We start from the raw sequence: 13371 nt of genomic DNA on the forward strand, positions 1-13371 counted from the left end.
TCCGATTCCACGACCTGCGCCACGGCGCCCTTACCGAAGCCGCCCGACACGGCGCCACCCTCGCCGAACTCATGGCGCTCGGGGGCCACTCCACCAGCCACGCCGCCATGCGCTACCAACAGGCCGCCTCCGGTCGACTCGCCGAGTTGGCTAGGAAACGAGCCGAAGCACGCGGCTGGATCGGCAACTCGACAGCGCCCTGAGGAAAGGGGGCACGTGGACTCAAACTTGACCCTGCCCCCTTGCGTCACCGGCCACGAAGACGTTCGACACAACTCCGGTATTGTTCTAACTGCGCGGGACGGCCCTTGTGGGACTTGTCAGCACATCCTGCAAATGCCCCTGTCGGCCAGACTTGGCCGATCATTACGTGTGCTTGGGCTCCAGACATGTGAAACACACGCTTACGAGATTGCTAAGCACGGCAAGACCGCGGTCGCGTTCCTTGCGGACGGAGAGTTCCGTAGCCCGACTGCCGCAGAGCCCACATGCAAAGTCGTTGCGAGCAAGCACCCGGTATACGAGTCGACCCGATTGGGCAACTGCGTTCTTATTGGGTGCGACCGACGAGTTCCAAGGCAGCACCGTCGCGTAGTCCAGTTCATGCTTAAGTAGCATGGGCGCCCCATCACCCTTGCCCTCGTTACAGAATCGGCATAGGAGCCACAAATTATCCAATTGATTCGTCCCGAATTTGGAAACGGGCTCCCGGTGATCGACCGTCGGAAACAAATGCCGAGGTGCGTCAACCCAAACCAGTTTGAATGGATCCTGAAGGCGCACAGAGAGCGCATCGTCCGGCGCATCGTCGAAGTCGACATGGCAGCATTGACAGCGGCTACCATCTCGCGCCAGCAACCGCTCGCGGTATGACGCAACGTTCTCGCGCTCCACTTGCCAGGCATCGAGAGTCCGATCCACAGCGTCAGCAACGCGACTCACGAACTCCGCGGGGACGAGAGCCTCGTCCGTGAGGTGCCGCTTTATCTTGTCCAGCCTGGAAACGCGATCCGAGCGCTTGTGAGTTAAGGCATCCGCAGGGCACAAACTAAGAGCGACCCGGAGTCGCACGGCTAGATCCGTTTGCTCCTCCAGTTCGGCTGCCATCCGGAGTCGGTCGGCAGCCCAGTCGCGGGCGTGCCTCCAATGGGCCGTCTCGCGGCCCGCTCGGAGGATAAGGTCGGAGATTAGGGAGTCAAGCGGACCATCCGCTTGCCGCCTCGGGCTACTCGGCACGGAAGAGAGCGTGGCTTCCAACGTTCTTCCCGTCCGCGGCCGCGACCTTCCGCATCTGCTCCAAGAAGAAGGTCCTTCCAGTTCCTGTGTCGAGACCCTTTCTCTTCCACTCCTTCAGATAGAACAGCTCGGGAATGCGTTTCAGGGCAACGGTGGCCGCGTCGTAAAGTTCCTCCGGCGACGAGAAAGGGGACTTGTCCTGGAACGCAACCACCTGCTTCAGAACATCGAGAACGTATTCCTGCGTCTGAAGGAGCGACACCTTCTGGAACAATTGGCCGGTTCCATCATTCGCCGCGGCGGCCCACGCTGCCGGATAGGTGTCCTTCACTGCGCGCCACAGGGCGTAGAAGAGTCCAAGCCGCATCGCGTAGTCGGGGTCCCCGGAGTCCCAGGCAACGCCCTTCTTCAGTGCGTTGTACGTTCGTGGCAGTTTCATAAACCTACTTACCACTTGGTCCATGACATTGTCGTCGATTGGAGCGATATCGTCTGAGAGTTTCAGCGATATGAGACCGAGGAACGGACTAGCAACATCAGTGTGAACTCGGTAGGTCCACTGCGCCTCGTCCGCCCGCAGGCCACTACTACTAAACCGGTCATACAGGCGTGTGATCTCACCCGCCGTGAGAGATGTGGCAATGATCGAACGGAGTTGACGCTTGTCGAGTGGCTTAGCCTTGTTGTTCAGAACGTAGAAGTTGAAGACCTGTTCACTTACATCGAGGCCCGGCACCAATACCAGGGGTAGGACCGTTGATCCGTCAAAGGCTTCCTTAGCTCCGAAGATACGGTGCTGGCCGTCCATTATCAGTCCGGGGGTCATCATTGTCTCAACGAACTCATCCATCTCGGACTTGCGCTCCAAATCGAGGGAATCGTAGTCGCGCAGTTCGGCGTAAAGACTCGACATATAAGACTCGGGCCGAGTCGCCTCCAGATCCTCCTCAACTACGTCGTCCGCAGCCATCTCCGTACCCTCAATAGGAGCGACGCTCGAAATCTCCTCGTCGCTCAAGCGCGCAGTCAACTCTTGCAGCAGCAAGGTCCTGGCTTCCGCTCGGTCCACATCATTGACACGAATCTCGATCGTGCACTGAGGGCCTTCACCATTGACGGTGAACGCGGATGGGCGAACGGCGATAAGCGCCGCCGAGGGTAGAATATTGTCGCTGGACAACTCAAGAAAGCGCTCAATCGAACCGAGCCGCGACTCGTCCAACTCTCTTTGGTAGCCGGCACGAAGACTGGACTTCTTGTGCGGAGCGTCCGCCCAAAGTGTGATCTCACTCGCCGGCGCCCCGAGGAGGTAGAAGGGTGGTGCAGTGGGTCGCTGTTGGATCCTGATTGCTTGATATGTGTAAGTGTCAGCCACAACCTTAACCCTCAACTCGAAGACGCCTCGGCCCATGATGCCAGAGACGCGCCCCGTGGGGGGCGGAACGGAGCGTCCTCGTCCTGCTGAGGGCGAGTCTTGGGTCGCTGCCTAGCTCGCATTCTGACGCCCTGTTGCCGCGACTCTCGTCGTAAGTGATCACGGCGGTTCAGCGAGGCGGCCGCCGGGTGACTCGACACCCCATCGCCGACCCGTTCCGTCGGCGTCTCGTGGCCAAGACGCGCATACCTTCTCGAGCAGCACAGGAACTGGGTTCAGATTACGATTGGACGCCGACCCCGGTCTGACGGCAACTTGGGCCCCGATAGGGCAACTCAGCCGTCCTGCTCATTTCGCCCCAGCGGGCCTGCCCACGTTTAGAATCTCGGCGACCATCCGGGCGGCCCGCTCAGCCACTGCACCTCCTGGCGAGTCACGCGCAACTTCGAGGCGCATCTCAGATGCCTACCGACGTCCCCCTAGGTGCCCGGGCGTGAACGGTTCGTCGAACCAACCAGAAGGCAGTGAGGGGTATCGCGGTCGCCCACAACACCTTCCCTACGAACTGGCCGCCCACCGTCTCTGCCGTCAGCGGGAAACCGGCGAGCGACAGGAAGACGAGCGTGTCGATGGGGGCGGACACGATGTTGGAGGCGAGAGCTCCCTGGATGAAGCCCTTGGTGCGCCGGATCGGCTCATAAACGGCGAGGTCGATGAGTTCGGCGCTCACGAAGGCGACGGTGGAGGCCACAGCCAACGCCGGGGACGAGGTGAGCCAGGAGATGACACCGCCTGCCGCGATCGCGGCGATGGCCCAACCGCGATTCCCGTAGCGGTGGACGAAGTCGCGAGCTAGCAGAGCGAAGCCGGCGGCGTACGTGCCGGCCGTGACCATGAGCCCAAACCCCACCGTGACCAGTCCCAAGCGCTCCGTCACTACGTTGGCAAGCACCACTGCCGCGACGTAAAACAAGAGGGCCAGGAAGAGGGGCAGACGACGCACTCGTGCTTCGTCCTGCGTTGACGGTGTCGGTGCGAGGGTTGTGCTCATCGCGCGTCCCCTCTGTAGACGGTGCCGGAGGTGCAGGTCTCGCGTACTCGCACCTCGTTGAGGCCTACCAGATCGCCTTGCAGACGATCCCAGATCCACTTCGCGAGGATCTCGCTGGTCGGGTTGTCCAGTCCCTCGATTTCATTGAGGTAGTGATGGTCGAGTTGCTCTTCGAGGGGCTTGAAGGCCGCCTTGAGGTCCCCGAAGTCCTGGACCCAGCCAGTCTCCTGGCCGACTACGCCGGTGACGTGGATCTCTACCTTGTATGAGTGGCCGTGGAGGCGCGCACACTTGTGACCCTCCGGCACGTTGGGCAAGCGGTGCGCCGCCTCGAAGGAGAACTCGCGGTAGATCTCTGCTGTGTAAGTCACGGGATCCCTAGGTACTTGTGGGTCTGCAGGCTGAGGTGCCAGCGGGGATTCGTCATGCAGAACTCGACGGCGTAGGCGGTGTTGGCGCTCAGGTTGGGGCCGTCCATCGGTTGAACTCGGAAGCTGCTGAAGTTCAGGTGCTCGAAGGTGGTCGGGTCGACCCCGCCCTGAGGAACGACGAGCTTCAATTCCTGTCCGCCGTGAACGACCAGTTCGGCGCCAATCTTTGGGCTGACACATAGCCAGTCGATCCCCGCGGGCGGTGCGACCGTCCCGTTGGTCTCTACCGCCACATAGAAGCCTCGCGCCTTCAAGGCCCCAATGGCGGCCTCGTCGAGTTGAAGCAGTGGTTCTCCGCCGGTGCAAACCACCATCGGGTCTCCCCCGGTCCCCTGCGGCCACTGGGATGCGATGGCGTGCGCGAGTGCTTCTGCGTCGCGGAACTTGCCGCCGCCCTCGCCGTCGGTGCCGACAAAGTCTGTGTCGCAAAACTGGCATACCGCGCGCGCCCGGTCCGCCTCGCGTCCCGTCCACAGATTGCAGGAGCTGAAACGGCAGAACACTGCGGGGCGCCCGGCGTGGGCGCCCTCGCCTTGGAGGGTGTAGAAGATCTCCTTGACCTTGTAGGTCACGCTCCCGCCGCCTGGTAGTTCAACGGGTCCTCAAGTCCCGCCTCCTCGAATCCCTTGAGGCGGAGGAGGCACGAGTCGCAGTGGCCGCACGGCCGTCCCTCAGCATCAGGGTCATAGCAGGACGACGTGAGGGAGTAGTCCACTCCGAGGCGGGTGCCGATCTCGACGGTCTGGGCCTTCGTCAACTCGATCAGGGGCGTGTGGATCGTCAACCTGTTCCCCTCGACGCCGGCGCGCGTGGCAAGGTTCGCCATCTGCTCGTAGGCAGCGATGAACTCGGGACGGCAATCGGGATAGCCCGAGTAGTCGAGTGCGCTGACGCCGATGAAGATGTCGGTCGCGCCCACCACTTCGGCGTAGGCGAGAGCAAACGACAGGAACACGGTGTTGCGCGCCGGCACGTAGGTGATCGGGATGGCGTCGTCAGGCATGTCTGCTGCGGAGTCATGTTTGGGAACGTCCACGTCCGCGGTGAGCGCGGATCCGCCGAAGACTCGGAGATCAATGTCGCAGACGACGTGACGCGACACCCCGGCCGCCTGCGCGACGCGTTCCGCTGCCACGAGCTCGACCTCGTGGCGCTGCCCGTAGCGGAAACTTAGGGCGTACGGGTCGAAGCCTTGATCCTTCGCGATCGCCAACACTGTGGTGGAATCGAGTCCACCGCTCAGCAACACGACGGCCTTCTTAGCCACGGACGACACCTCTTTCGTACACGCACTCGGTCATGCTGCCAGGGGCTGAAACTACACGATAGAGTAGCGCCGTCGAACACGTAGTTTTGGAAGCTCGAGGTCATGTCGCGACGCAAATTGACGGTGATGGTCACCTGCACCGACCGCAAGTCTGCGACGCCCGAGCCCGGTCTGATGGTCAGGCACCTCGGCCCTGGGACGGTGGACGAACGGGCTCGGACGTGGAATGCGGCCATCGCTGGCGCACCACAGAAGTTGCCCCTGCTGGAGTTGTACCGGGGTGAGGCCTGGACGCAGGTCAAGCGCCTCATTCAGACCGCCCGAGATGTGGGCTACGAACCTCATGTCATGGTCGCTTCGGCTGGCCTGGGTCTGCGCGCACTCAACGACGAAGCCCCCGCCTACGCGGCCACCTTCAGCGCCGGGCACCTAGACTCTGTGGCTACCTCCAGCAGGGAAGCACGCGCATGGTGGGGCTCACTTCTTCACCGCGACGGGCCAGTCGGCGGACAGGCTCTCTGGGTCCTGTCGGACAGCTACTCGCGTGTGGTGGCGCCTGGCCTCCTTGCGATGATGAACCCTGACGAACTCTTGGTCTTCGGGGGGTCAAAGGATGTTGCTGACGAGGTCAGGATCCCTGCTGACCGCAGCCTTCGTCACGCCCTCGGAGGTACCGCCACGAGTCTCAATCTGCGTGCCGCCACACAATGGCTCTCGCTCTCGAGCGGCACCGACCCGTTTGGCGCTGGCGCTCGCGAGAGCTGGCTGGAATGGACGGGACGGGCGCGTCGTCGCGAGGTGTACGACCGCCGTCCCTTGACCGACACTGCAGTCCTCGACTTCGTGACCGCCCTTAAGTTGAACGACCCCAGCATCTCGAAGACTCGTGCCCTGACATCCCTGCGAGAAGCAGGCCTGGCATGTGAGCAGAAGCGCTTCTCCGCCCTCTTCGGACAGGTAACAACGCGATGACCGACCCCAAGTGGCTGACACGCCGAGCGCTCAAGGTGCTGCAGAGCGACCAGATCCCCTTGTTCCTGTTCACGCTCGCAGCAGAGGAGATCGACTGGGTTGCCGACGTTGCCCGGATCGGGCGCGACGAGGCCGGTCGCCTGATCGGGTATCAGCGTCCCGAGAAGCAGAAGCATGTGAAGCAGATCCTTGAATACCTCGACTCCGAGGAGCCACTGTTCCCGAACGGCTTGATTTTGGCTCTCCCCCCCGAGGTTAAGTTCAAGTCGAGCCGAGGTCCCACGACTACCGATGGCCTGGCCGTGTCTGGAACGCTCGAGATCCCATTCTCGATGGACGGCGAAGGACCGCGGCCGGCGTGGATCGTGGACGGGCAGCAGCGCAGCCTGGCCCTCGCGCGAACAAAGAATCGGCGTCTGCCAGTGCCAGTCGCTGGGTTCGTGGCACCAAACCTCGAACTTCAACGCGAGCAGTTCCTGCGTGTGAACACCGTCCAGCCTTTGCCTACGGGTCTTGTGACCGAGTTGCTTCCCGAGATTTCTCGTGTTCCCTCTGCGCGTATGGCGACCCGGCAACTGCCGTCTGCTCTCGTTGACATGCTGAACCATGACAAGGATTCACCGTTCTGTGGCCTGATCCGGCGGGCCTCAACGACGACCGAAGACAAGAAGACGGCAGTCGTCACTGATACGAGTTTGGTCGAGGCCATCCGTGAATCTGTCGAGTCACCCTCAGGAGTCCTGTTCCCTTACCGCAACATCGCCAGTGGGACGACGGACACCGAGGGAATTCGGCGAGTGCTGCTGGCCTACTGGGGAGCGGTTCGGGACACGTTTCCGGAGGCATGGGGGTTATCGACAACTCAGAGTCGCCTCATGCATGGCGTGGGGATACGCGCGATGGGACGAGTCATGGATCGTGTGATGACACACGTGCCCGATGACGATGCTCACGCTCAGGACCTGGCTGCCCACGAACTGCGCCTGATCGCCGACAAGTGTCGATGGACCTCGGGCGCCTGGGAGGACCTAGGCGGCATGGCGTGGAACGACCTGCAGAACACGCCACGGCACATCAGTGCGCTGTCCAACTACCTTGTTCGGACGTACCTCGCTGAACGGACCGGGCGAAAGTGAAGTTCTACTTCCCAGACAGTCAAGACCTCGTTAGCCCGACATACGACTTCCTCAGGGACGAGTACGTGGCGCACCGGGTCCGGCAACGCGACGATCGATACGCCCATGAAGTGCTGGACCGCGCCCCGTATCACGGCGTACTCGTCAGCAAGTCGATTGTCGACGGGTCCATCAAGGGCGCAGGCAAGTACACCGCCGCGCAACGGGCGCGCATGTATCGCATGGGCGTGCGGCCCTTCTTCCGCCTGCCAGACGATGTGGAAACCATGGGTGACAACGGCGCCTTCAACTACGTCGACGAAGAAGTGCCGCCTGTCACTGCACAGCAAACCCTCGACTTCTACGAGGAGTGCGACTTCGACGCTGGTGTCAGCACGGACCACATCATCTTTGGATACGAGCCCGAGGCCTCCGAAGATGACGTTGACCCCCAATGGGCTCAACGGCGACTCCTCACCCTGCGGCTCGCCGAACAGTTCATCGACGCCGCACGTCAGCGACGGAGCTCCGTGGTGCCGGTGGGTGCTGCCCAGGGGTGGAGTCCGGACAGCTTCGCCAACAGTGTGAAAGCTCTCCAGGACATGGGATACCGGCGGATTGCACTCGGAGGCATGGTTCCCCTCAAGACTGACCAGATCCTGGCCTGCCTCACTCGCATCCAAGACGTCATCAAGCCAGAGACCGAACTGCATCTCCTGGGCATCACGCGGATCGACTCGATGGACGCTTTCGCCGACCTCGGCGTGACAAGCTTCGACAGCACGTCAGCGTTCCGGCAGGCATTCATGGACGACCGGAAGAACTATCACACCGCCAAGCGCGCGTACGTGGCAATCCGAGTCCCCCAGGTTGACGGCAACCCCACACTCAAGCGAGCCATCTTGGCCGGCATGGTCAGCCAGAAGGACGCGCTCACCTCTGAGCGTGAAGCCCTCAAGGCGCTACGTGCGTACGACGGCACCGAATCGGCTCGCCGAGCGTGCTTGGACGCGCTAGGCGCATACGAGAGTGTTGTTCAATCCAAAAAGAAGTCGTACCTGAGCGCCTACGCGGAGACGCTCACCGATGCGCCCTGGACGCGATGCGAGTGCTCGCTCTGCGCACAGCATGGCATCGAGATCGCAATCTTCCGCGGCACCGAGCGCAACAAGCGACGAGGGTTCCACAACATGACCGTGCTAGCCCAGCGGATGAGCACCCTGAGATCTCAAGCGAGGAGAGCCTGATGGCCGACCGATACGACATCCGGCTCCCGGCCCTGCGGATCCGGCAGGGCCAGCAGTACATCTACACGTTCGGGGTTGACGGGAAACGCATCCACGACTTCGCCACGGTCAGCCGCGTGCACCGTGAGGACGTGAAACTCCAGGGCTACCAGCGTCCAGAGGTCTTGAGTCACATTCGCGCCATCCGCCGGTACCTCGAGTCGGACGGCGCGATGCTCCCCAACGCGATCGTCCTCGCTTTCGACGAACGCGTGAGATTCGAGACCACGGGTCCCGCAAGCAGTGTCGATTACGTGGCCGCAGGCGAACTCGTGATCCCCGTCGACGAGTCACTCCCTGACGACGAGAAGGCGGCCTGGCTTGTCGATGGTCAGCAGCGAAGCGCTGCCATCCGGGACGCTGATGTGGCGGAGTTTGCGGTGGCCGCAGTCGGCTTCATCGCCCATGGTGAGGCGGAGCAGCGTTCCCAGTTCATCCTGGTGAACAACACCAAACCGCTGCCCAAGGGACTCATCCACGAACTCCTGCCGAGCACCGAAGGGCACTTGCCGACCGCCTACGCGAAGAAGCAACTGCCAGCAGAGATCCTCGCGCGTCTGAACTTCGGGGATCGGACTGCTGGCGAGCCGTTCGCGGGACGCATAGCGACGCCGACCATGGCCGACGGCTACATCAAGGACAACAGCGTCCTGAAGATGATCGAGAACAGCCTGTACGACGGTGCGCTCTACCAATACCGCAACCCGGAGGACGGCAGCGGGGACATCGAGCAGATCATTCTTCACCTCAACTACTTCTGGACCGTCGTACAGATGACGTTCCCCGACGCTTGGGACCTCCCGCCTGCCAAGTCGCGCCTTACTCACGGGGCAGGCATCCAGGCCCTCGGGTACGTCATGGACGCGCTGACGGACGGAACGCCAGCGGCTGACCTGCCGGCGCTTGGAATCGAACGAAAGATCTCGGCGCTAGCGGAACACTGCGCATGGACCCACGGGACGTGGAACCTCGGGGATAGCGAGCCCCGACGCTGGAACGGCATCCAGAACACGCCCAACGACGTCCGAGTGCTGTCGGGCCACCTTCTCCGGACGGTTCGACGAGCCTGAGCGCCCCCGCCAGAGCCGGCGGTGAAGCGACAGGACCCCCGTCGGTCGGTCGACGCGGATTCTGCGTAGTAGCTACATCCCTCGCTGAACGCCGATAGCCTCCCCATGAAAGGCGTGCAAAGGGGGCTGAAGTTGATCGACGGGGTGCAGTGCCCTCTCTGCGACTCACCGATGGTGATGCAGTTTGCCTCTCGCGGACGGAACGCTGGCCAGACTTTCTGGGGGTGCTCGAAGTTCCCTCGTTGCCGGGGATCGCGCGACGCCGAAGGCAACGCGCCGAAGCCGCGCCAGCCGCGAAAGAAGGCAGCCGCACAGCCTGCGCCAGGGCTGGCTGCAGGACGCCGAACGAAATCCCTCAGTCGCGGCGACTTGCTCGTGTCCTCGGCCAACACCTTGGGCCCCGGAAAGCTCGTGGCGCGAGAGGGCGAGGAGCTCGTCCTCGAGTACTTCGATGCGCCCGGGCCCGCCTCATCGGCCCGCTACCGCGAGGCAGTGCCACGGGCAAGCCTGACCCGGCTGACCCTGTCTCCCGAACTCCGCGTCTTCTGGCAGGACAAAGAGGACCGATGGCGCTCCGGGCGGATCATCGAGGCGAACGAGCACAACGACATCTACGTCCGGGGGCACGAATGGGAGGGCTTTGTTCCCGAGGAGCACCTGCACGTTCGCTGGAACAAACCCCTCGTGGATCCGGTCGGCTTCGGCGAAGCGGGCATGCTCGAGTCGCCGCTGCTCGCTGAACTGCGTCTTCCCTTCTTGCGCGCCATCCTTCAGCAGCGCTCGGCGGCTCACGGCATGCGAGCCGTGCTATCCAGCTGCATCGAACTCCACGCGCACCAGGTCGAGACGGCTTGGCGCGTGTTGCAGGACCCGGTCCAGCGCTATCTCCTCGCTGATGAGGTCGGCCTAGGCAAGACAATCGAAGCGGGAATCATCATCCGCCAGATGCTGCTGGACAACCCCGACTTGCGGGTCCAGTTGATCTTGCCTCCCTTCCTCGTCCACCAGTGGAAGCGCGAGTTGACTCAGAAGTTCCGAGTGCAGGACTTCCCCCGGGCACAGGTTCGCTTCAGCCGTGACGATGATCCGTCGGCGTGGGGTGCGGCGGACCTCGTCGTCGTCGACGAGGCACACAACCTTGCACGGATGTCAGTCAGCACGGATCCCAACCTCGCTTTTCGCTTCGAGCGGCTTCGGGAGATCGCCCTTTCAAGTCCGCGCCTATTGATGCTGTCGGCAACACCTGCACTGCACAACGAGGACGCCTTCCTAGCGATGCTCAAGTTGCTCGACCCCGCCGTATACGTCGACACCACTGCCGAGCAACTCCGGTCTCGTCTGGAGGCTCGCGCGGGCCTGGGCCGCGTGTTCCTCGGGCTACAACCCAGCCTCCCAGGCGTACTCCTGAAAGGGCGCCTGACGGAGGTCGAAGCATCGTTCCCCGATGACGTCCAGGTCGGCGACCTTGTTGCGCGCGCCCGCGAGGCGGTGGCCACGCAGGACAAGGACGAGGCAGCGTCCCTGATCCAGGCACTGCGCACACATGTTGCCGAGGTCTACCGCGTCCACCGACGAATGCTGCGCACTCGGCGTACGACGGCGCTGGAAGGCACCTACCGCGTGTCCGGTCGTCGCGCGCCAGAGCCAGTTCTCGTGGAATCGACCTTTCGCGACGAAGTCGCAGAGGCTCTCGATCGATGGCGGGAACAGGCATTGGCAGCGGCCGAAGGCGCCCCGGAGGCGATGGCCCTGGCCGCACGCGCCTTCGCCGAGGCCGCCGCGGTTGGCCTTGATCCGCGTGCACTACAGGAGTGGGCGGCAGACCGCGCCGCTGGCCCACTAGCCGCTGACGAAGTAGACGCTTTGAAGCGCATCGAGCAGGACATGGCCTACGTCGACCGACGGGCAAACGTCAGTCGTCCGGTCGCTGAAGCGCTGAGCGAACTCATGACGTCGAACGAGCGTGCCGTCGTCTTCTGCCCCACGGCTGACTTAGCGAATGAACTGGCTGAGGAACTCAAGGATCTCTTCGGCGCCCAATCCGTCTTCTGCCACGTGATGACCCAACGCAGCGAGGAGAACGAGCGCGCGGTGCGCTCGTTCGAGGCGGTCCGCAGCGCCGCGGTCTTGGTGGCAGATGCGTCGGCCGAAGAAGGCCGCAATCTCCAGTTCGCGAATGTTCTGGTGCACTTGGGCCTTCCGGGATCAGCGAACCGTCTTGAGCAGCGCATCGGCCGCTGTGACCGGTGGTCGCCTGGAGGGTCGGGAGAGTGGCGGTCGTACGTCGTTTCTGGACACTCAGATCGCACCTACGCCGGCGCCTGGGAACGCATCCTCTCGGACGGGTTCGGGATCTTCGACAGTTCCGTCGCCAGCCTTCAGCAGGCCGTCGACGAGGCAACAGACGAGGCGTGGCAGATTCTTCTTCAACTGGGTCTCGACGGCGTCGCATCCGCGGTGACGCGAGTTCGGGAGAAACTCGACGCGGAAATTGAGCGCGTCCGAGAGCAAGACGCGCTCGACAGTCTGGAGACGAGCGTCGACCAACGATCCGTCTACGCACGGATCGCGACCATCGAATCCGACGCATCGGTCTTTGCGAAGGTGAGCGATGACCTTCTTGCAGCGAACAGCGCCGCCGGCAACCTCCGATTCGAGCGGAAGGGCAACCCTGCCACCGGCTTGGGCGGATACGAGGCGCTCGGTCGCCTGCCAGGGAATCAAGCCCAGATTCCGCTGATCCCCGCATCGCGGCTCATGCGGGACTTCCTTCCGTTGAAAGGCCACGTCGGAACCTACGTTCGGGAGGTCGCCCTCGCGAGTGAGGACGTCCACCTCTACCGGTACGGAGACCCATTCGTCGACGCTGTGAGCGATTTCCTCTGGCACGACGATCGTGGCCGAGCGTTCGGGATGTGGCGCTGTCTGCCCCATTGGAGCCGTGACGACACACTCCTGTACCGGTTCGATTACGCGGTCGAGGCCAACCCTCTCCATGTGCCGACCGCAGAAGATCCTCGTGGCGAGCTCGCGACGGTCAGCGCAGGCATGGACCAACGTGCGTTGACGAGGCGCGCCGACGGCATCTTCCCGCCAATCATCGTCAGCGTTTGGATGACCTCCGGCGCGCAGGAGTTGACGTCGAAGACGTACCTGGACGCGCTTGCCGGCCCATATACGAAACCGGGCCCGACCCGGGCCGGGGGCGACTACTCGCTCAACCGTGTCAGGATCAAGGAGGCCTACGACCTCATTCCCGCACAGGTATGGGCTGACTCTTGGCGAGCGGCGGAACGGGCCGCTCAACGGCTCGTTCGCAGTCGGGAGGGAGTCCGTGCTGCGGTCGAGCGAGCTACCACCATCGCCAGTCAAGACTCTGCAACAAGGCTGTCGCAACTGCGTCTCCGCGCCATGCGCACGTCGGGATCGGAACTTGTCCGTTTGGAGCAGGAACTCCATCGCGAGGAAGTCATAGCCGGCGCCATGGCCGCCGCGGTGGCCGCACCATCACTACGACTCGACAGCACCGGCATCGTGATTCTCTCTGGCCGAGCCCTGACGAGCTGAC

At 63.0% G+C, this 13371-nt stretch carries 12 protein-coding genes; 6 read left to right on the forward strand and 6 right to left on the reverse strand.

The window, feature by feature from the left end:
* Positions 1-203, forward strand: a 203-nt coding sequence (locus AC4BGE_RS15680) for a hypothetical protein (protein WP_490575863.1), incomplete at its 5' end; no start/stop codon positions are given.
* A gap of 163 nt (positions 204-366) precedes the next feature.
* Here the strand turns inward: AC4BGE_RS15680 and AC4BGE_RS15685 are convergent.
* From AC4BGE_RS15685 to queC, 6 genes are all read right to left on the reverse strand, one after another.
* The gene (locus AC4BGE_RS15685; RefSeq protein ID WP_490575864.1) at positions 367-1107 is read right to left on the reverse strand and encodes an HNH endonuclease; all 741 of its coding nucleotides are present in this window, start codon (positions 1105-1107) and stop codon (positions 367-369) included.
* A 118-nt stretch (positions 1108-1225) separates the two neighbouring features.
* Entirely contained in the window at positions 1226-2611 is a 1386-nt protein-coding gene (locus tag AC4BGE_RS15690; protein WP_490575865.1) for a ParB N-terminal domain-containing protein, read from the reverse strand.
* A gap of 457 nt (positions 2612-3068) precedes the next feature.
* Positions 3069-3662 carry a VUT family protein gene (locus tag AC4BGE_RS15695; RefSeq protein ID WP_490575866.1) on the reverse strand — a complete coding sequence of 198 codons (594 nt, stop codon included), beginning with the start codon at positions 3660-3662 and terminating at the stop codon, positions 3069-3071.
* On the reverse strand, positions 3659-4033 hold the full coding sequence (gene queD, locus AC4BGE_RS15700; protein WP_490575867.1) for a 6-carboxytetrahydropterin synthase QueD: 375 nt from the start codon (positions 4031-4033) through the stop codon (positions 3659-3661). Before queD ends, AC4BGE_RS15695 begins: the two co-directional genes overlap by 4 nt.
* Positions 4030-4665 (reverse strand): 7-carboxy-7-deazaguanine synthase, encoded by a 636-nt coding sequence (queE, locus tag AC4BGE_RS15705; protein ID WP_490575868.1) that lies wholly within the window; start codon positions 4663-4665, stop codon positions 4030-4032. The genes queD and queE overlap by 4 nt, the downstream gene beginning before the upstream one ends.
* Complete coding sequence (gene queC / locus AC4BGE_RS15710; protein WP_490575869.1) at positions 4662-5360, reverse strand: 7-cyano-7-deazaguanine synthase QueC; 699 nt, start codon at positions 5358-5360, stop codon at positions 4662-4664. The genes queE and queC overlap by 4 nt, the downstream gene beginning before the upstream one ends.
* Before the next feature lie 126 nt (positions 5361-5486).
* Here queC and AC4BGE_RS15715 point away from each other — a divergent pair, with 126 nt between their 5' ends.
* The 5 genes from AC4BGE_RS15715 (at position 5487) to dpdE (ending at position 13370) form a co-directional block, all read left to right on the forward strand.
* Positions 5487-6332 (forward strand): hypothetical protein, encoded by an 846-nt coding sequence (locus AC4BGE_RS15715; RefSeq protein WP_490575870.1) that lies wholly within the window; start codon positions 5487-5489, stop codon positions 6330-6332.
* Positions 6329-7468 (forward strand): DGQHR domain-containing protein DpdB, encoded by a 1140-nt coding sequence (gene dbpB / locus AC4BGE_RS15720; RefSeq protein ID WP_490575871.1) that lies wholly within the window; start codon positions 6329-6331, stop codon positions 7466-7468. Before AC4BGE_RS15715 ends, dbpB (AC4BGE_RS15720) begins: the two co-directional genes overlap by 4 nt.
* Complete coding sequence (dpdA, locus tag AC4BGE_RS15725) at positions 7465-8694, forward strand: tRNA-guanine transglycosylase DpdA (protein ID WP_490575872.1); 1230 nt, start codon at positions 7465-7467, stop codon at positions 8692-8694. Before dbpB (AC4BGE_RS15720) ends, dpdA begins: the two co-directional genes overlap by 4 nt.
* Complete coding sequence (gene dbpB / locus AC4BGE_RS15730; protein ID WP_490575873.1) at positions 8694-9803, forward strand: DGQHR domain-containing protein DpdB; 1110 nt, start codon at positions 8694-8696, stop codon at positions 9801-9803. Before dpdA ends, dbpB (AC4BGE_RS15730) begins: the two co-directional genes overlap by 1 nt.
* A gap of 375 nt (positions 9804-10178) precedes the next feature.
* Positions 10179-13370 carry a protein DpdE gene (gene dpdE, locus AC4BGE_RS15735; RefSeq protein ID WP_490575874.1) on the forward strand — a complete coding sequence of 1064 codons (3192 nt, stop codon included), beginning with the start codon at positions 10179-10181 and terminating at the stop codon, positions 13368-13370.
* Position 13371 lies beyond the last annotated feature (1 nt).

Source organism: Nocardioides sp. Z50_6 (genome assembly GCF_058215755.1).

Excerpts from the sequence above, each read along its gene's own strand:
- AC4BGE_RS15685 (WP_490575864.1), bottom strand. The coding sequence starts at position 1,107 with ATGGCAGCCGAACTGGAGGAGCAAACGGATCTAGCCGTGCGACTCCGG.
- AC4BGE_RS15695 (WP_490575866.1), bottom strand. The coding sequence starts at position 3,662 with ATGAGCACAACCCTCGCACCGACACCGTCAACGCAGGACGAAGCACGA.
- AC4BGE_RS15715 (WP_490575870.1), top strand. The coding sequence starts at position 5,487 with ATGGTCACCTGCACCGACCGCAAGTCTGCGACGCCCGAGCCCGGTCTG.
- dbpB (WP_490575871.1), top strand. The coding sequence starts at position 6,329 with ATGACCGACCCCAAGTGGCTGACACGCCGAGCGCTCAAGGTGCTGCAG.
- dbpB (WP_490575873.1), top strand. The coding sequence starts at position 8,694 with ATGGCCGACCGATACGACATCCGGCTCCCGGCCCTGCGGATCCGGCAG.